The organism is Microbacterium sp. LBN7, from assembly GCF_045690345.1.
In the GTDB taxonomy this organism is placed as follows: domain Bacteria; phylum Actinomycetota; class Actinomycetes; order Actinomycetales; family Microbacteriaceae; genus Microbacterium.
The window spans coordinates 95,573-114,087 of the sequence record NZ_CP147856.1 but is presented as its reverse complement, the minus strand read 5'-3'; the positions used below and the strand labels follow the sequence as shown (position 1 = coordinate 114,087).

Annotated in this window: 17 protein-coding genes; 12 read left to right on the top strand and 5 right to left on the bottom strand. The window is 69.6% G+C overall.

Features of this window, described 5'->3' with window-relative positions:
* Both ilvN and ilvC read left to right on the top strand, forming a co-directional pair.
* Positions 1 to 513, top strand: coding sequence for an acetolactate synthase small subunit (gene ilvN, locus LBN7_RS00560; RefSeq protein ID WP_116635136.1), 513 nt, complete (start codon positions 1 to 3; stop codon positions 511 to 513).
* Between the two features lie 83 nt (positions 514 to 596).
* Positions 597 to 1,625, top strand: coding sequence for a ketol-acid reductoisomerase (gene ilvC / locus LBN7_RS00555; protein WP_243408881.1), 1,029 nt, complete (start codon positions 597 to 599; stop codon positions 1,623 to 1,625).
* A 65-nt stretch (positions 1,626 to 1,690) separates the two neighbouring features.
* On the opposite strand, the gene LBN7_RS00550 is transcribed toward ilvC, so the two are convergent.
* Complete coding sequence (locus LBN7_RS00550; RefSeq protein WP_407360663.1) at positions 1,691 to 4,525, bottom strand: FAD-binding and (Fe-S)-binding domain-containing protein; 2,835 nt, start codon at positions 4,523 to 4,525, stop codon at positions 1,691 to 1,693.
* 74 nt (positions 4,526 to 4,599) lie between these two features.
* Between LBN7_RS00550 and LBN7_RS00545 the strand changes: the two genes are divergently transcribed.
* Entirely contained in the window at positions 4,600 to 5,256 is a 657-nt protein-coding gene (locus tag LBN7_RS00545) for a GntR family transcriptional regulator (RefSeq protein ID WP_407360662.1), read from the top strand.
* Between the two features lie 17 nt (positions 5,257 to 5,273).
* On the opposite strand, the gene LBN7_RS00540 is transcribed toward LBN7_RS00545, so the two are convergent.
* A complete protein-coding gene (locus tag LBN7_RS00540) occupies positions 5,274 to 6,212 on the bottom strand; it encodes a hypothetical protein (protein WP_116635132.1) in 939 nt (312 codons plus the stop codon).
* Positions 6,213 to 6,292: 80 nt separating this feature from the next.
* Between LBN7_RS00540 and LBN7_RS00535 the strand changes: the two genes are divergently transcribed.
* The 3 genes from LBN7_RS00535 (at position 6,293) to serA (ending at position 8,805) form a co-directional block, all read left to right on the top strand.
* On the top strand, positions 6,293 to 6,757 hold the full coding sequence (locus LBN7_RS00535) for a hypothetical protein (RefSeq protein ID WP_116635131.1): 465 nt from the start codon (positions 6,293 to 6,295) through the stop codon (positions 6,755 to 6,757).
* Positions 6,754 to 7,086, top strand: a complete 333-nt coding sequence (locus tag LBN7_RS00530; protein ID WP_407360661.1) for a hypothetical protein — start codon at positions 6,754 to 6,756, stop codon at positions 7,084 to 7,086. Before LBN7_RS00535 ends, LBN7_RS00530 begins: the two co-directional genes overlap by 4 nt.
* Positions 7,087 to 7,200: 114 nt before the next feature.
* The gene (serA, locus tag LBN7_RS00525; RefSeq protein WP_407360660.1) at positions 7,201 to 8,805 is read left to right on the top strand and encodes a phosphoglycerate dehydrogenase; all 1,605 of its coding nucleotides are present in this window, start codon (positions 7,201 to 7,203) and stop codon (positions 8,803 to 8,805) included.
* A 66-nt stretch (positions 8,806 to 8,871) separates the two neighbouring features.
* On the opposite strand, the gene LBN7_RS00520 is transcribed toward serA, so the two are convergent.
* On the bottom strand, positions 8,872 to 9,414 hold the full coding sequence (locus tag LBN7_RS00520) for a TetR/AcrR family transcriptional regulator (RefSeq protein WP_116635128.1): 543 nt from the start codon (positions 9,412 to 9,414) through the stop codon (positions 8,872 to 8,874).
* A gap of 63 nt (positions 9,415 to 9,477) precedes the next feature.
* Between LBN7_RS00520 and LBN7_RS00515 the strand changes: the two genes are divergently transcribed.
* The 5 genes from LBN7_RS00515 to LBN7_RS00495 all read left to right on the top strand — a co-directional run bounded on the left by LBN7_RS00515 (position 9,478) and on the right by LBN7_RS00495 (position 15,353).
* Positions 9,478 to 11,013, top strand: a complete 1,536-nt coding sequence (locus LBN7_RS00515; protein ID WP_116635127.1) for an MFS transporter — start codon at positions 9,478 to 9,480, stop codon at positions 11,011 to 11,013.
* A 73-nt stretch (positions 11,014 to 11,086) separates the two neighbouring features.
* Positions 11,087 to 12,130: a 3-isopropylmalate dehydrogenase gene (locus LBN7_RS00510; RefSeq protein ID WP_116635126.1), complete on the top strand. Its 1,044-nt coding sequence runs from the start codon at positions 11,087 to 11,089 to the stop codon at positions 12,128 to 12,130.
* Positions 12,131 to 12,191: 61 nt separating this feature from the next.
* Positions 12,192 to 13,292: a branched-chain amino acid aminotransferase gene (locus LBN7_RS00505; protein WP_116635415.1), complete on the top strand. Its 1,101-nt coding sequence runs from the start codon at positions 12,192 to 12,194 to the stop codon at positions 13,290 to 13,292.
* Between the two features lie 28 nt (positions 13,293 to 13,320).
* Positions 13,321 to 14,097 carry a fumarylacetoacetate hydrolase family protein gene (locus LBN7_RS00500; RefSeq protein WP_407360659.1) on the top strand — a complete coding sequence of 259 codons (777 nt, stop codon included), beginning with the start codon at positions 13,321 to 13,323 and terminating at the stop codon, positions 14,095 to 14,097.
* Complete coding sequence (locus LBN7_RS00495) at positions 14,094 to 15,353, top strand: MFS transporter (RefSeq protein ID WP_407360658.1); 1,260 nt, start codon at positions 14,094 to 14,096, stop codon at positions 15,351 to 15,353. The genes LBN7_RS00500 and LBN7_RS00495 overlap by 4 nt, the downstream gene beginning before the upstream one ends.
* 16 nt (positions 15,354 to 15,369) lie before the next feature.
* Here the strand turns inward: LBN7_RS00495 and LBN7_RS00490 are convergent, their stop codons facing one another.
* On the bottom strand, positions 15,370 to 16,614 hold the full coding sequence (locus LBN7_RS00490; protein ID WP_407360657.1) for an acyl-CoA dehydrogenase family protein: 1,245 nt from the start codon (positions 16,612 to 16,614) through the stop codon (positions 15,370 to 15,372).
* Positions 16,615 to 16,786: 172 nt separating this feature from the next.
* Between LBN7_RS00490 and gltX the strand changes: the two genes are divergently transcribed.
* Positions 16,787 to 18,292 (top strand): glutamate--tRNA ligase, encoded by a 1,506-nt coding sequence (gene gltX, locus LBN7_RS00485; protein ID WP_407360656.1) that lies wholly within the window; start codon positions 16,787 to 16,789, stop codon positions 18,290 to 18,292.
* Here gltX and LBN7_RS00480 read toward each other — a convergent pair.
* On the bottom strand, positions 18,248 to 18,496 hold the full coding sequence (locus LBN7_RS00480; protein WP_407360655.1) for a hypothetical protein: 249 nt from the start codon (positions 18,494 to 18,496) through the stop codon (positions 18,248 to 18,250). The genes gltX and LBN7_RS00480 overlap by 45 nt on opposite strands.
* Between the last annotated feature and the right edge of the window lie 19 nt (positions 18,497 to 18,515).

Below are 18,515 nucleotides of genomic sequence, written 5' to 3'. Positions count from 1 at the left end.
ATGTCGACCCACGTGCTGAGCCTGTTGGTGGAAGACCGTCCCGGCCTTCTGACCCGTGTCGCCGGGCTGTTCGCCCGTCGCAGCTTCAACATCGAATCCCTCGCGGTCGGCGTGACCGAGGTTCCGGGGATCTCCCGGATCACGGTCGTCGTCGACGTGGAGGAGCAGCTTCCTCTCGAGCAGGTGACCAAGCAGCTCAACAAGCTGATCAACGTCATCAAGATCGTGGAGCTGGACCCCGCCTCGTCGGTGCAGCGCGAGCACATGCTCGTCAAGGTGCGCACCGACAACGCCTCGCGCTCCAACGTGATCGAGGTCGTGAACCTGTTCCGCGCCTCGGTCGTCGACTACGCGCCCGACGCGCTCGTGGTCGAGGTCACGGGCGACAAGGGGAAGGTCGAGGCCCTGCTCAAGGCGCTCGAGCCCTTCGGCATCAAGGAGATCGCCCAGTCGGGCCTTCTCGCGATCGGCCGCGGTGGCAAGAGCATCACAGAGCGCGTCCTGCGCGGCTGACAGACATCACATATCCCAAAGGTTTCGCCGCTCGTTGAGCGAGCGGAGCGAGACGAAACGCAATGAACAAGGAGAAACACACCGTGAGCACCGAGATCTTCTACGACGCCGACGCCGACCTGTCCCTCATCCAGGGCAAGAAGGTCGCGATCGTCGGCTACGGCTCGCAGGGCCACGCCCACGCGCAGAACCTGCGCGACTCGGGTGTCGAGGTCGCCATCGCCCTCAAGGAGGGCTCCAAGTCCGCCGCGAAGGCCGAGGAGGCCGGCTTCGCGGTCAAGACCGTCGCCGAGGCCACCGAGTGGGCCGACCTCATCATGATCCTCGCGCCGGACCAGCACCAGCGCATCATCTACAGCGAGTCCATCGCGCCGAACCTGACCGCGGGCAAGACCCTCGCGTTCGCGCACGGCTTCAACATCCGCTTCGGCTACATCGACGCTCCCGAGGGCGTCGACGTGATCCTCGTCGCCCCGAAGGCGCCGGGTCACACGGTCCGCCGCGAGTTCGTCGCCGGCCGCGGCATCCCGGACATCATCGCCGTCGAGCGCGACGCATCGGGCCAGGCCTGGGACGTCGCCCTCTCGTACGCGAAGGCCATCGGCGGCACGCGTGCCGGCGTCATCAAGACGACCTTCACCGAGGAGACCGAGACCGACCTGTTCGGCGAGCAGGCCGTGCTCTGCGGTGGCGTCAGCCACCTCGTGCAGGCCGGCTTCGAGACCCTCACCGAGGCGGGCTACCAGCCGCAGATCGCCTACTTCGAGGTGCTGCACGAGCTGAAGCTCATCGTCGACCTCATGTGGGAGGGCGGCATCGCCAAGCAGCGCTGGTCGATCTCCGACACCGCCGAGTTCGGCGACTACGTCTCCGGCCCCCGCGTCATCGACGCCCGCGTCAAGGAGAGCATGCAGGGCGTCCTCGCCGACATCCAGTCCGGTGCCTTCGCCAAGCGCTTCATCGACGACCAGGACAACGGGGCCGAGGAGTTCCTGGCGCTGCGCGCCAAGGAGGAGACGCACCCGATCGAGGTCACCGGCAAGGAGCTGCGCTCGCTCTTCGCCTGGAAGCAGCAGGACGAGGACTACGTCGACGGCAGCGCTGCGCGCTGATCTGATCCACGAAGAGCGGGCGCCCCTTTGCGGGGGCGCCCGTTCTTTCATCGTCTGGCCTGGTCTCAGCCGCGGGTGAGCTCCTCGAGCACCTCGACCACGTGGCGGTACGGCTGGCCGGTCGCGCGGGTCATACCGATCTCGCATGTGCGGTTCGCCGAGACGAAGGCATCGAATCCGCCGCGGTCGGCATCCGCCGCACGGACCTCCGCCGATTCGACGGCCGTCGCGCTGGCGGTGAGCTCGGGGTGCAGCATGCCGCGGTCGCCGGCGAAGGCGCAGCATCCCCATCCGTCGGGGACGAAAACCTCGGTGGCGACGGCCGCGGCGATCTCGGTGAGCGCTCCCGTCGCGCCCAGCGCGGTCGTCGAGCAGGTCGGATGCACCGCCACGCTGTCGAGCTTCGCCGACACCGTCACGCGGGGGAGCACCTCCCTCGCGATGTAGGTCGTGGCGTCCTCGATCACGAGCTTCGCGTACTCCGGGTACTCGGCGACGGACTTCGCGAGCATCGTATGCAGTCCCTCGGTACAGGATGCCGCGTCGCACACGACCGGGAGCTCACCGTGCCGGCTGGCCTCCCAGAGCGACGAGAGCACCCGCTCCGTCATCCGGTCGTAGCCCGCGAGGTGTCCCTTCGACTTCCAGGGTGTGCCGCAGCACATGCCGCCGGTGTCCTCCGGGATGACGACCGCGATTCCCGCGCGGTCGAGCAGAGCGCGGACCGCGTCGCGGGAGCCCTCTCCGTGGCCCTCCGCGCCGAACATCGTGCCGATGCACGCGCCGAAGAACACCGCACGGGCATCTGCAGGGTTCTGCGCCGTCGGGGCCTTCGTTCCGCCGCGGGGGAGCCCGCCGTCGTAGAGCGGCACGGTGTCGTCGCCGAGGATCGCGCGACCCACCCGGGTCACGCCCTTCACGAGGGGGGCGGGCATCGCGGCGGCGAAGGTCAGAGCGGTGCCGCCGACGCGCGTCACAGCCCCCCAGCCCTTGGCGGCGGCGTCCCAGACCGTGTCCTCGATCTTCGACGACTCCTCGGCGCGCAGGCGTCGGACCAGATCGCCCGTGTTGATGTCGACAGGGCACGCGACGCCGCACATGCCGTCGACCGCGCAGGTCTGCACACCGTCGTAGTCGTAGTCGGCCTTCAGATCCTGCAGCAGCGCGGTGTCGCCCTGCTCCTCGGCCCAGGCCATGTCCCGCCGGATCACGATGCGCTGGCGCGGCGTGAGGGTGATGCTCTTGCTCGGGCACGTCGGCTCGCAGTAGCCGCATTCGACGCAGCGGTCGACCTCGCTCTCGACGGTCGGCACCCGCTTGAGATCGTCGAGGTAGGAGTCGGGGTCGTCGGAGAGGACCACGCCGGGGTTGAGGATGAGGTCGGGATCGAGGAGCCTCTTGATCTCCCACATCATGTCGGTCAGCGCGTCGCCGTATTGGCGCCGCACGAACGGGGCCATGATGCGTCCGGTGCCGTGCTCGGCCTTGAGCGATCCCTGCTGCGACAGCACCAGGGCGACCAGATCGTCGGTGAAGCGCCGGTAGCGCGCGACGCTCGCGGGGTCGTCGAAGCGCTCGTTGAGCAGGAAGTGCACGTTCCCGTCCTTCGCGTGACCGAAGATGACGGACCCTTCGTACCCGTGCTCCGCGAAGAGCTCGATGAGCCGCTCGCAGGTGGCGAGCAGGCGGGGGACCGGCACGACGATGTCCTCGAGGAGCGCGGTCGTGCCGGAGGGACGCGCGCCGGCGACGGCGGTGTACAGGCCCTTCCTGACGTGCCAGAGCGCTGCCCGCTCCGCGGCATCCGTCGTGAGACGCGGCGCGATGGCCAGCGGCAGCGACTCGAAATGGGACTGCGCTGAGATGCTCGCCGCCGCGAGCCCGGCGTCGTCGGAGGCGTGGACCTCGACGAGGAGAGCGGCGTGCCCCTGCACATCGATCTCGGCGATCGTGGCCGGCACATCGCTCAGGCTCTGCGCGACCCGCAGCGATGCGGCGTCCAGCAGCTCGATCGTGGCGAGGCCGAGCTCCGCGAGAGCGGGCAGCGCCGTCATCGCGGCCGAGAGCGTCTCGAACACCAGCAATCCGGTGGCGATCGCGGGCCGGATCTCGATCGTCCGGAAACGGGCTTCGGCGACGAAGGCGAGAGTGCCCTCCGAGCCGATGATGAGGTGCTCGAGGATCCGCACCGGGTCGTCGAAGTCGAGGAGGGCGTTGAGCCCGTAGCCCATCGTGTTCTTCATGGAGAACTGCTGCCGGAGGAACGCGACGTGCTCCGGCGAGGCGAGGAGCCGCTCCCGGAGTGCCAGCAGCCCGTCGACGACAGCGGGTTCGGCGGCGCGGAGCAGGGCGCCCGCCTCAGGATCGCCGGTGTCGAGGATCGTGCCGCTCGGGAGGACGATCCGCATCGACTCGATCGTCTGGTACGAGTTCTCGGTGATGCCGCAGGCCATGCCGCTGGAGTTGTTGGCGACCACGCCGCCGATGGTGCACGCGATCTCGCTGGCGGGGTCGGGGCCGAGCTTGCGGCGATAGCGCGCGAGTCGCGTGTTGACCTGGCGGACGGTGGCGCCCGGTCCCACGCGCACCGATGCGCCACCGTCCTCGACGACGATCTCGCGGAAGTGACTGCGGGTGTCGACGAGGATGTCGCCGCTCACGCCCTGCCCGGAGAGGCTCGTGCCGCCGGAGCGGAACGTCATCGACCGACCGGCGGCACGGACGGCGCCGAACGCCCGGGCGACGCCCTCGGCATCCGCGGGGGAGAGGACGGCGTCGGGGATCAGGAGGTAGTGCGAGGCATCGTGCGCTCGCGCGAATCGATCGATCGAACGGGAGTGGACCTCGGTCGACGACCCGAGCAGGGCGGGGTCCAGCGGTTCTACGAGTGTGGTCGTCACGGTGCTCCTCTGCTCCGCTCGAAGGATTGTCTGACAAGTGTACTGACTCGCGGAGGTCTGGATAGACTGCTCGGATGACGACGGACGCTGCACTGGGAATCGTCGGCGTGGTCGACGCCGTCACCCGCCGACTCCGCGAGCGCATCCTGAGCGGTGACATCCGCTCCGGCGAGCCGCTCACCGAGGCTGCGGTGTCCCAGACGTTCGGCGTGGCGAGGCCCAGCGCGAAGGCGGCGATCGAGCAGCTGGTCGCCACCGGTCTGCTGGTGCGCACGGCGCACCGCTCGGCACGCGTCGTGGGAATCGATCCGGAGACCGTTCGCGACGTCTACCGCACGCGGTCCCGACTGGAGAGCGCCGCGCTCCGCGAACTGGCGATCACCCGCGCCGTGCCCGCGTCGGCGGTCGAGGCGAACGCCGAGATCCTGGCGATGCCGCCCGGTCCCGATGCGGCGACCGTCGACCCCGATCTGCGATTCCACACCGCTCTCATCGACGCGCTCGGCAGCGAGCGGACGGCACGGATGTATCGCAGCGTCCTCGACGAGGCGCGACTCTGCATGGCGCAGGTGCAGGGCCGCCGCCTGCTGGACGCCGCGGTGATCGCCGCCCAGCACGCGGAGATGCTCGAAGCGGTCGCCGCAGGCGAGGGCGACCGTGCCGCCGCACTCCTCGCCGCGCATCTCTCCTCGGCCGAAGAGCGACTGGTCGACGCCGTCGTCGCCGAGTGACGCCGCTCAGCCGGCCGTCACTCGGCCGGCGCCTCCTCGACCTGGATCGGGGCGTCGGCGGGATCGGCCCAGACCGGAGCGGGCAGCAGCGTGTCGACCTGCCCCGCCTGGATCGCGCGGAGGGCCTCGGTGATCTCGTCGGCGTTCTCCGGTACGGCCAGGTCGCAGGCGCGGAGCTCGGAGGCGAACTGCAGCGTGAGGCGGATCTTGCCGGCCTCGACGGCCTCGGCCGTGGTTCCGGTGCGGATCTCGCTGCCCGTCTGGATCGCGGACACCTGGTCGCAGACGTGGTAGACCGCTCCTCCGTCGACCCAGACGACCTCGTCCTGGCCGAGGAGCTGGATCACGGCGGACTGATCCGCGGTGTACTGCTCGACGGACGGCGGGTTGAAGTCGATGCCCAGGACGACCGCGAGCGCCGCGAGGGCGATGCCGACGATGCCCGCCGTCGTCTTCTGCCCCTTGTCCATGTCCTTGTTCAGGAAGATCAGGATGATGAGCGGGAGGAACGCCACGATGGCGATGATCGCTCCGAGCTGGTTCTGGACGAAGAACCTGACCGTCTCGGACTTGCGCGCAGGGTCCAGGCGGTTCGCCTTCTTCCAGAGCACCGAGCCGGTGATCGACAGTGCGGCGATGACGACGAGCAGGACGAGGAGGGCGATGAACGCCCACTGCGGGAACTGCGCCGTGACGCCCTGCTCCTGGAGGAGGCCCGTGTCGGGGTCGCGCACGAGCGTGCCGTCCTCGCCGACGAAGACCCGCTGACGGAGCAGCCAGAAGATGCCGACCGCCTCGCCCGCGATCGCGATCGCCCAGAGGACCCCGGCGATCCAGCGGAATGTCGTCGCCTTCTGCTTGGCGGCAGCCGTCGGCACCCAGCCAGCGGGGGGTTCTCCGGTGCCGGCGTTCGTCGCGACCTGCTCCGTGCGATCGACCTTCTTCTTCTCAGCCACAGCGGTCCTTTCCCCCTGCCGAAGGCCTCCGCGGCCCGATGCCCCCGAGCATAGTGGACCGCGTGTCCTACTCTGGGGACATGACTTCCGATTCCGACGACGCCCTCCGCTGGGACGGCGACGAGGCGCGGACGCCCGAGGATCCGGCGCTGCCGCGCGGATGGAACGCCGTGGGGAAGGGCAGCGCCGACGTCGGCCGGATCGAGGACGACGGATCCGTCACGCCGGCGGAGGAGCCGGAGCGCGCCGGGCTGAGCACGGCGATGCTCCTCATCCTCGGCGTCGTCGGCGGCGTCTACCTGCTGTACACGATCGGCTGGGTGGTCGGCGGGCTGCGGCTCAAGCCGCTCGCCTCGTTCCTCGTCGACGATGCGATGTTCCTGCCGTGGTTCGTGCTCGCCATCGCCGCCCCCGCCCTCTGGTTCCTGGCGACGTGGGTGCTGACGCGGGGGAGAGCGGCCTGGGTCAGAGTCGCTTTCCTCCTCGCCGGCGTCGTCCTCCTCGTGCCCTGGCCCTTCGTCACCGTGGGGGTGATCGGATCATGACCGATGCGCACAGCGCACCCATCGCGGCCGGTTCCCCGCGCTGGCTCGTCGGGGTCGTCCTCGGCTTCGCGGGACTCCTCTACGCTTACGCGGTCTGGAACGCGGTCGCGCATCTGATCAACATGGCGCGGACCGGCCTGACCGGAACCGGCTGGATCACGCTGCTGTTCGGGGTGGTCTTCCCCGTGATCGTCTTCGTCTTCGCGTTCCTCATCGGCCGGCGACGTCGTGTGGGGGAGTTGGCCCTGTCCCTGCTGGCAGGGCTCGGGATCGTCGCCGTCTTCTGGATGAGCCTGATCGCGTTGAGCCTGACCCTGCCCAGCGCCTGAGCGTCACACGCACGGAGCGTCGCGAGCGCTCGGGTACAGTTGAGGTGATCGCGCCCCCATGGTGTGCGGCGCATCGGCCCCTCCCGCCTGTCGCGCTGCCCCGAAGGATTCTCTGTGCCGAAGCCCGTTGTGCTCATCGCCGAAGTGCTCTCTCCCGCCACGATCGAGGCTCTGGGCCCCGACTTCGACGTCCGTGACGTCGACGGCACCGACCGCGAGGCGCTCTTCGCCTCGCTGGCCGAGGCGGACGCGGTGCTCATCCGCTCGGCCACCCGCATCGACGAAGAGGCCCTGGCGCACGCGCCGAAGCTGAAGGTCGTCGCCCGTGCCGGCGTCGGGCTCGACAACGTCGACATCAAGGCCGCCACGGCTGCCGGTGTCATGGTCGTGAACGCGCCCACGTCCAACATCGTCTCGGCCGCCGAGCTCACGGTCGGGCACATCCTCAGCCTCGCCCGCCGCATTCCGGCTGCGCACGCATCGCTCGCCGCCGGGCAGTGGAAGCGCAGCTCGTTCACCGGCGCCGAGCTCTTCGAGAAGACCGTCGGCATCGTCGGCCTCGGCCGGATCGGGGCGCTCGTCGCCGCGCGCCTCGCCGCGTTCGACATGCGCGTCGTCGCCTACGACCCCTATGTCACCTCCGCCCGCGCGCAGCAGCTCGGTGTGCAGCTGCTGTCGCTGGACGACCTCGTGGCCGAGGCGGACTTCCTCACGATCCACATGCCGAAGACGCCGGAGACCACCGGCATGATCGGCGCGGAGCAGTTCGCCGCGATGAAGCCGACGGCGTTCGTCGTGAACGTCGCGCGTGGTGGCCTCATCGACGAGGAGGCTCTGCACGAGGCGCTCGTCGCCGGCGAGATCGCCGGTGCCGGACTCGATGTCTTCACCTCCGAGCCGCCCGCAGAGGGAGGATCGGCGCGGCCGCTGCTCGACCTGCCGAACGTCGTCGTCACTCCCCACCTCGGAGCGAGCACGGAAGAGGCGCAGGAGAAGGCGGGCGTCTCGGTCGCCAAGTCCGTGCGGCTCGCGCTCGGGGGAGACCTCGTGCCGGATGCCGTCAACGTCGCCGGCGGCGTCATCGACCCGTACGTCCGCCCCGGCATCTCGCTCGTCGAGAAGCTCGGCCAGATCTTCGCGTCGCTCGCGACCTCGCCGCTCACGAGCCTCGACGTCGAGGTGCACGGCGAGCTCAACGACTACGACGTGAGCGTGCTCAAGCTCGCCGCCCTCAAGGGCGTCTTCACGAACATCGTGAGCGAGACCGTGTCCTACGTGAACGCGCCTCTGCTCGCCGAGCAGCGCGGCATCGCGGTGCGTCTGCTCAAGGACGACGTGAGCGACGAGTACCGCAACGTGATCACGCTCAGCGGTGCGCTCTCCGACGGCTCGCAGCTCTCGGTCTCCGGAACGCTCACCGGTCCGAAGCAGGCCGAGAAGCTGGTCGGGATCAACGACCACACTCTCGAGCTGCCGATCGAGAAGCACCACGTCGTCATGCTCTACACCGACCGCCCCGGCATCGTCGCGGTGTACGGCCAGAAGTTCGGCGAAGCGGGCATCAACATCGCCGGAATGCAGATCGCTCGTCAGGCGGCCGGCGCGCAGGCGCTCAGCGTGCTGACGCTCGACTCGCCGGTTTCCGAGGAGCTGCTGGAAGACGTCAGCGCCGCGATCGACGCCGACCTGTTCCGTCAGATCGAGATCACCGAGGTCTGAATCACCGTGCGATGAGGGCGGGGAGGCGAGAGCCTCTCCGCCTTCATCGCGTTCAGCGGCTCGGGTCTACGAGGTGGTCTTCAGGACCAGGGCGATGAGGGCCGCGAGCTCGTCGTGATGGGGAACGAGGCGCTCCGGCCCGTGCACGTCGAGCGAGTTGTTGAAGTAGAGGCCGTCGCTGAGCAGCATCACGAGGTCGAGGCTCGTCCGGTCGCGCACATGCGGACGGATCGCGTCCTCCCAGCGGCGCCGGTTGTTGCGCAGGCCCTCCGCCGCGGCGACCGAGCCGCCCTGGGCGAGACGCGACGCGGCGATCAGTGCGCGATCGAGGGCGTCGTCCTCCATGACCGAGGTGCGGATGTAGTAGGCGACCGGCCCCTCCTCGGCTGCCGCCATGACCTCGAGGTCTGCGGTGGTCAGCGTGTCGAGCCGCTCCAGGAGCCCGGCCGCGAGCTCTTCCTTCGACCCGAAGTGGTAGAGCAGCCCGCCTTTGGAGACACCGGCTGCTCTGGCCGTGGCGTCGAGCGTCGCCGCCCGCTCGCCGTCGGCGATGACGATGGACTCGAAGGCGTCGAGCACCTTCTCACGTGCGAGGGGAGGGCGGGGCATATCTGTTACTATACCAGCTGGACGGTTCACTAACGAGGCCGCCAAGATCCTGAGAGGTGTTCCATGACCCGTACTGCGTCGATCCCGACGACAGAGACGGATGCTCCCCGTGTCGGGGCCCGCGGCTGGGCGGCGCTCGTCGTCCTCATGCTGCCGGTGCTGCTCGTCTCGGTGGACAACACGGTGCTGAGCTTCGCGCTCCCCGAGATCTCCATCGCGCTCGCGCCCTCCGGTGCCGAGCAGCTGTGGATCATCGACGTCTACCCGCTGGTGCTCGCCGGTCTCCTCGTGACGATGGGCACCCTCGGCGACCGGTTCGGCCGGCGTCGCATGCTGCTGATCGGTGCCGTCGGCTTCGCCGCCGTCTCGGCACTGGCCGCGTTCGCGCCGACCGCGGGGCTGCTGATCGCGGCCAGGGCGCTGCTCGGTTTCTTCGGTGCGATGCTCATGCCGTCGACCCTCTCGCTGCTGCGCTCGATCTTCCAGAACCGGGACCAGCGCCGCATGGCGATCGCGGTCTGGGCCTCGGCCTTCTCGGCCGGTGCGGCGCTCGGTCCGATCGTCGGCGGGTTCCTGCTCGAGCACTTCGCCTGGGGGTCGGTCTTCCTCATCGCGGTGCCCGTCCTCATCCCGCTGCTGATCTGCGGGCCCCTCCTGGTACCGGAGAGCCGTGACCCGAACCCGGGACGCATCGACCCTGTCAGCATCGTGCTGTCGATGGCCGCGATGATCCCCGTCGTCTACGCCATCAAGTCGCTGGCCGTCGATGGGCCGTCGCTCGTCGCGGGCGGATGGGCGCTGCTCGGCATCGCGATGGGCGTGCTGTTCGTCCGCCGGCAGAACCGTTCGACGGTGCCCATGCTCGACATGGCGCTGTTCCGGCGCGGGACGTTCTCGGGGGCCATCCTCGTGAACCTGCTCAGTGTCGTCGCCCTGGTCGGCTTCCTCTACTTCGTCTCCCAACATCTGCAGCTGGTGCTCGGTCTGTCGCCGATGCTCGCCGGCATCGCGCTGGTGCCCGGCATGGCGGCGATGATCGTGGCCGGTCTCACGGTCGTGCCGATCTCGCGCCGTGTCCCGCCGCACGTGCTCGTGCCGAGCGCGCTGCTGTTCTCGGTGGCCGGCTACCTCATCGTCGCCTTCACGACCCACGCGCACGGCGTCGCGCCGCTGATCATCGCGTTCGTCGTGCTCGGGATCGGCATCGGCGCCGCGGAGACGATCTCCAACGAGCTGATCCTGTCGAGCGCCCCGGCCGAGAAGGCCGGAGCCGCGAGTGCGGTGTCCGAGACGGCCTACGAGCTCGGAGCCGTGCTCGGCACAGCGATCCTCGGCGGCATCATCACGGCGTTCTACCGCGGAGCGCTCGCGCTGCCGGAGGGGCTGCCCGCGGAGGTGGCGCACGCCGCGCGCGAGACGCTCGCCGGTGCCTACACCGCGGCGCGCGACCTCCCGGCGGCACTCGGCGACGCGCTCTGGAACGCCGCTGCCGCGGCGTTCGGCTCCGGCGTGATGGTGACGTCTCTGATCGGCGCGGGCCTCGTCGTCCTCGCGGGCGTGATCGCCGCCGTCACACTGCGCAAAGCCCCCTCGCACTGAGCACTACGCTGGGATGACCGGTCCGCTCCACGAGCGGAGAGCGTGACCGGCTCATCCCGGTGCAAGGAGTGTCATGTCGCGTGTCGTGAAGCTGGCCGTCATCCCCGGTGACGGCATCGGTCCCGAGGTCGTCGCCGAGGCCGAGAAGGTCCTCGAAGCGGTCACCGCGCAGAGCGACGTGGTCTTCGACAAGACCCGCTTCTCGCTCGGGGCCGCGCGCTTCCTCGAGACCGGCGACACGCTCACCGACGACGACCTCGAGGCCATCGCCGCACACGACGCCATCCTCCTCGGAGCGGTCGGCGGCACGCCGGGGGACCCCCGGCTCAAGGACGCGAACATCGAGCGCGGACTCCTCCTCAAGCTCCGCTTCACGCTCGATCACTACGTGAACCTGCGGCCGTCGAAGCTCTTCACGGGTGCGCCGGGTCCGCTGTCGAACCCGGGCGAGATCGACTTCGTCGTGGTCCGCGAAGGCACCGAGGGCCCCTATGTGGGCAACGGCGGCGCGATCCGCAAGGGCACGCCGCAGGAGGTCGCCAACGAGACCTCCGTGAACACCGCGTTCGGTGTCGAGCGCGTCGTGCGCTACGCGTTCGAGCTGGCCGAGCGGCGCGGCAAGAAGATCACCCTGGTGCACAAGACGAACGTGCTCGTGCACGCCGGCGCGATCTGGCAGCGGGTCGTGAACGAGGTCGCCGCCTCCCACCCCGACGTGTCCGTCGACTACCTGCACGTCGACGCCGCGACGATCTTCCTGGTGACCGACCCTTCGCGATTCGACGTCATCGTCACCGACAACCTCTTCGGCGACATCCTCACCGACCTCGCCGGCGCCGTCACGGGCGGCATCGGCCTGGCGGCATCCGGGAACATCAACCCGGACGGCGCGTTCCCCTCGATGTTCGAGCCCGTGCACGGCTCCGCTCCGGACATCGCCGGACAGCAGAAGGCCGATCCGACGGCCGCGATCCTCTCGGTCGCGCTGCTGCTCGACCACCTCGGCCTCGTCGACGAATCCGCGCGCGTGAGCGCGGCGGTCGAGGCTGATATCGCCGCCCGCAGCGCGGCTCGCACGACGGCGGAGATCGGCTCCGCGATCGCCGCGCGGCTCTGACCTTCAGGCGTAGGCTGAGAGGGCGCGACGATGCGCCCACCCACGAGGAATGGATGACGAGATGACGACCATCGATGCTGAGGCGACCGTGGCTCCACTGGAGTTCGCGGTGACGAAGAACCTGACCGCGGCTTCGCCGGGGCGAGTGGCCGAGGTCCACGAGAACCCGGGGTTCGGCGTCGTCTTCACCGACCACATGGTCGACATCTGCTGGTCCGCCAAGGGCGGCTGGCACCGGCCGCGCGTGCAGCCGTACGGGCCGATCGCGCTCGACCCCGCGGCATCCGTCCTGCACTACGCCCAGGAGATCTTCGAGGGCATCAAGGCCTACCGTCACGAGGACGGATCCATCCACACGTTCCGCCCCGACCGCAACGCGGCGCGGATGCAGGCCAGCGCCCGGCGCCTGGCGCTGCCGGAGCTGCCGACCGAGTACTTCATCCAGTCGCTGCGCGAGCTCGTCAAGGTCGACGGGCACTGGGTGCCGTCGGGCGCCGACCAGAGTCTGTACCTGCGCCCGTTCATGTTCGCCAAGGAGGCCTTCCTCGGCGTCCGTGCGGCGCAGAAGGTCGCGTACTACGTGATCGCGAGCCCCGCCGGCGCCTACTTCTCCGGCGGCGTGAAGCCCGTGCGCATCTGGCTGTCCGAGGACTACGCCCGCGCGGGCAAGGGCGGCACCGGCAAGGCGAAGACCGGAGGCAACTACGCGTCGAGCCTGCTGGCGCAGAGCGAGGCCAGCGCGAAGGGCTGCGACCAGGTCGTCTTCCTCAACGAGCACCGCAACGTCGAGGAGCTCGGCGGCATGAACGTCGTGTTCGTCTTCAAGGACGGCCGCGTGGTCACGCCCGAGTCCGACAGCATCCTCGAGGGCATCACCCGCGACTCGCTGCTGCAGCTGGCGGAGGACCGCGGGTACACGGTGGAGAAGCGGCCGATCTCGATCGACGAGTGGCGCGAGGGCGTGGCATCGGGCGACATCGTCGAGGTGTTCGCGTGCGGCACGGCCGCGGTCGTGACTCCGATCGGCGCGCTGGTCGGCGACGGCTTCGACGAGCCGCAGCCCCTGGGCGAGCTGGCCCTGTCGCTGCGCGAGGAGCTCACCGACATCCAGTACGGTCGTCGCGAGGACCGGCACGGCTGGCTGCTCCGCCTCGACGCCTGAGGGGGAGCGCGCTCGCTAGGCTGGAACCATGAAGATCGCCCGGTTCAGCCACGACGACGCCATCATGTACGGAATCATCGACGGGACCGACCTCGTCGTGCTCGCCGGAGACCCGATGTTCTCGGGATACGAGACGACGGGTGCGCGCGTGCCGCTGGCGGATGCTGCGCTCCTCGCCCCGGTGATCCCGCGGTCCAAGGTCGTCTGCGTGGGCAAGAACTATCACGATCACGCCGCCGAGATGGGGGGAGTGGCTCCCGAGGAGCCGCTCCTCTTCCTTAAGCCGAACACCGCGGTGATCGGGCCGGGCGACGCGATCGTGCGGCCGACCCTGTCCGAGCGCACCGAGTACGAGGGCGAGCTGGTGGTCGTGATCGGCAAGATCGCGAAGAACGTCAAGACCGAGAACGCGCTCGACTACGTGCTCGGCTACACGATCGGCAACGACGTGACCGCGCGCGATCTGCAGCGCAAGGACGGCCAGTGGTCGCGCGCGAAGGGCTTCGACACGTTCTGTCCGCTGGGTCCGGTCATCGAGACGGACTTCGATCCGGCATCCGCGAGCATCGAGACCCGCGTGAACGGCGAGGTGCGCCAGCAGGCGCCGCTCACCGACATGATCCATTCGGTCCCGGCGATCATCGAGTACGCCTCCGCCGTTTTCACGCTTCTTCCCGGTGACGTCATCATGACCGGCACCCCGGCCGGCGTGGGCGAGTTCGGCGCCGGCGACGTCGTCGAGGTCGAGATCACAGGTCTGGGGATCCTCCGCAACAGCGCACGCGACGCCGCACCCGCGTCATGACCGACGTCGCCCTGACGGCGGCCGAGCAGTCCGCCGTGCAGCGGCGCACCGTGCTCGTGCTGTCGTTCGGGCAGGTGCTCGGCGGGATCGCATTCGGTGCCACGGTGTCGCTGGGCGCTCTGCTCGCCGCGGACATCTCGGGCAGCGATGCGCTCTCCGGTCTCGCGACCGCGTCGGTGACACTCGGCGCGGCGGTCTGCGCCATCCCTCTCGCTCGGCTGGCTGCACGGGTCGGGCGTCGGCGCGCCCTCACCCTGGGGAACCTGTTCGCCCTCGTGGGCATCGCGGTGGTGATCCTCGCCGCGTCGCTCCGGGTGTTCCCGCTGCTGCTGGCGGGGATCCTGATGATCGGCGCCGGCAACGCAGGCAACCTGCAGTCGAGGTTCGCGGCGACCGACCTCGCCGCTCCGCAGCATCGCGGTCGGGACCTCTCGATCGTCGTCTGGTCGACCACCATCGGGGGAGTCGCGGGACCGCTGCTGCTGGCGCCGGGCGAGATCGTCGGGCAGGCGATCGGGATGCCGCCGCAGACCGGGTCCTACGTGTTCTCCTTCGTCGCGCAGTGCGCGGCGCTGATCCTGTACGTCGTCGCACTGCGCCCCGACCCGCTGCTGGCGGCCCAGCGACTCGCGAAGGCGGCGGCCGCCACCACCGGCGCGATCGTGGCCGACCGACCGGTGGTGGCGAGGTACGCCATCTTCGCGGTCGCGGGGTCCCATGTCGTGATGGCGTCCGTCATGGCGATGACTCCCGTGCACCTCTCGCACATGGCGCACGGTGCCCACGGGATGGCTCCGACGCCCGCAGACGTCTCGGCTCTCGTCGGCATCACCATCGCGCTGCACGTCGGCGGCATGTACGCGCTCTCGCCGGTCTTCGGTGTGCTGGCCGACCGCTGGGGCCGGCTCCGGGTCGTGCTGCTCGGCCAGGTCCTGCTCGCCGGCGCGCTGGCCTTCGCGATCTTCTCCGGAACCGAGCAATGGGGCGTGATCGTCGCGCTGATCCTGCTCGGACTCGGCTGGAGTGCGGCGACCGTGGCCGGCGCCGCACTCCTGACCGAGGCATCGGCACCGGACGTCCGCACGCGCCGGCAGGGGCGCAGCGACTCGCTCATGAGCCTCTCCGCCGCGGCCGGATCCGTGCTCGCGGGTGTCGTCCTCTCGAACTTCCAGTACGCGGGGCTCGGCGTCGCGGCATCCGTCCTGGTGGTCGCGATCGTGGTGCTCTCGCCGCTCGGGCGCACGTCGTCCCGCTGAGATCCCGCGACGCAGCTCACGTGTACCAGGTCGGCTCCGGCACCTCGCCGCGCAGCACGTAGTCGCCCACCTCGCGCTTCTTGTAGGCGATCGGGTCGTGCAGGCTGTGCGTGCGGAGGTTCCGCCAGAAGATGTCGAGCCCGACGGAGTTCGCCGACGCGCGGGCACCGGTGAGCTCGAAGACCTTCGTGGCGACCTCGAGACCGTCATCGACGATCCGCAGCTTGCCCGCCGCGATCCGCACCGCGATCTCGCCGCGCCGGCGCGCCGTGAGCTCCTCGCGCGGGGCGTGCAGGACCGCGCTGATCTCCGCGCCCACGGCATCCAGCAGGGCCTCGTCCGCCCAGAGCTTGGATGCCAGCGTCCCGTAGCCCTCGAGCAGATACCACTCGTCGGTGGCGCGCTGCTTGTCGTCGCCGCCGTACGGCCATGCCCGGGTGGTCGTGCGGGTGTAGGCCGAGGCCGTCTCGAGCGCGCCCTGCGCGATGCCGAGGTAGAAGTTCGCGAACACGAGCTGGATCGCGGGCACGTTCAACGTGTTGTACGTGAGCGGCTGGAAGACCTTGCCCACGAACCCGGCGGCGGAGGCCCAGGGCACCCGCACGTCGCGGATCGCGACCGATCCGGACTCCGTGAGCCGCTGACCCAGGTTGTCCCAGTCGCCGGCGAAGACGATGCCCTCCTGCGCGGTCGGCACGATGGCGAAGATGTGGGTGTCCGTGCCCTCGAGGACTCCTTCGAGGACCGTGAGGTCCGAGACGCGGCCGCCGGTGGAGAACGACTTGGTCCCGGAGAAGACGAGGTCGTCGCCCTCTTCGCGGATCACCAGGTCGGAATCGCGAGGATTGACCGCACCGCCGAAGAGGAAGCGGTTCACGGTGTAGAGCTCCTCGACGGCGGCGATCTGCTCGTCCGTCGCGACCAGCCGGGCCGCCCACGCCCAGAGGTAGTGGTACCCGAGCACCTGTCCGATCGATCCGTCGCCGCGTGCGACGGTCCGGATGACCTTGTAGGCCGTCTCCCAGCTCTCGCCGGCACCGCCGTGCGCGACAGGGCCGAGCAGCGTGACGAGTCCGGAGTCCTTGAGCAGCTGCACCTCCAGGTGCGGGGCGGCGTTGGTGCGATCGCGTTCGACGGCGTCGACCGACAGGATGTCGGCGACCTCCTGAGCGCGATCGAGCCACTCGATGCTCGTCCGCGGGGGTGCGGCCTCGCGCCAGCGGTCTCCGAGGCCTGTGGTCACTGCGTCTGCGATGGTCATGGTGTGCCTTCCTGTGGGGAACGTGTGCCGCAACGATAGGAGCCGGTCGCGGATCTCGCGCCCCGGATTACCGGGGGTGAGCGTCTGTTACTCGGAGTGTCCCGATACGTCGCCCCGGCACACCGGTCGAGCCGTCGGAGAGCCGGGCATCGCCAACTAGAATCGAAGGGCTATGGCTACCCCTCACCCCCTCACCACGACTGCACGTGGTGCCGACGTCCGCGTCCGCTTCTGCCCTTCGCCGACCGGCCTGCCGCATGTCGGCCTCGTGCGCACCGCCCTCTTCAACTGGGCGTACGCGCGTCATAACGGCGGCAAGATGGTGTTCCGCATCGAGGACACCGATGCTGCGCGTGACAGCGAGGAGAGCTACCGCCAGCTGCTCGACGCGCTCACCTGGCTCAAGATCGACTGGGACGAGGGTGTCGAGGTCGGCGGACCGCACGCGCCGTACCGCCAGTCGGAGCGGCACGACATCTACCGCGGCGTCATCGACAAGCTCCTCGCCTCGGGCGCCCTCTACGAGAGCTTCTCGAACGCGGAGGAGATCGACGCCCGCAACGAGGCGAACGGCCGGGCGAAGCAGCTCGGCTACGACAACTTCGATCGCGACCTCACCGACGAGCAGAAGGAGGCGTTCCGCGCCGAGGGCCGCCAGCCCGCTCTGCGCCTGCGCGTTCCCGACGAGGACCTGACCTACGTCGACCTCATCCGCGGCGAGGTCACCTTCCCGGCGGGGTCCTTCCCCGACTTCGTCGTCGTGCGGCCGAACGGCATCCCGCTCTACACGTTCGTGAACCCGGTGGACGACGCCCTGATGGGGATCACGCACGTCCTGCGCGGCGAGGACCTCATGCCGTCGACCGCACGCCAGCTGTCGCTCTACGCGGCGCTCATCGAGGCGGGCGTCACGACATTCGTGCCGCGCTTCGCGCACATGCCTCTCGTGCTGGGGGAGACCGGCAACAAGAAGCTCTCGAAGCGCGACCCGCAGGCCGACCTGTTCCTGCACCGCGATCGCGGCTTCATCCCGGAGGGCCTGCTCAACTACCTGGCCCTGCTCGGCTGGTCGATCGGGCACGATCGCGACGTCTTCTCCCTGGAGGAGTTCACCGCCGCCTTCGACGTCGAGAACGTCAACCCGAACCCGGCACGCTTCGATCAGAAGAAGGCCGAGTCCATCAACGGCGACCACATCCGCACGCTGGCGGAGAAGGATTTCGCCGAGCGCACGATCCCGTATCTGGCGGCCGCCGGCCTCTTCGACGAGCCGACCCGCGAGCAGCTCGTCACGGCCTTCCGTGTCGCGCCGCTGGTGCAGGAGCGCGTGCAGCTGCTCGGCGAGGTGCCCGGCATGGTCGGCTTCCTGTTCGCGGATGACGTCTCGTACGACGCCGATGCGCTCAAGGGTCTGCCGGCGAACGCCGCCGAGGTGCTCGAGGCCTGCGTCGCCGCGCTCGAGCCGGTGAGCGAGTTCACCCCGGAGAAGATCCAGGATGCCCTCGCCCACGCGCTGGTCGAGACGCTGGAGCTCAAGCCGCGTGTCGCCTACGGTCCGCCGCGTGTCGCGATCACCGGTCGTCGGGTCTCGCCGCCGCTCTTCGAGTCGATGGAGCTGCTCGGGAAGGACGAGTCATTGCGCCGTCTGCGGGGGCTCGCCGAGTTCCTCGCGAGCTGAGTCCCCGAGTCCCGGGTCCTCTCGGCTCGCGTCGTCCGCGACGAGGCGGAGCCCTCGCTCCACGAGCGCTGCGCTCATGTGGGCCGCGTACCACTGCGGCCACTGCTCGTCGTGGATCCCGCCGAGGTCCTCCTGCTCGTGCACGCCGTGCGCCGCGGCCGCGCGCGTGAGAAGGTCCTGGAGGATGCGCGTCGTCTCATCCATGGTGTTCCCGGCTTCGGTG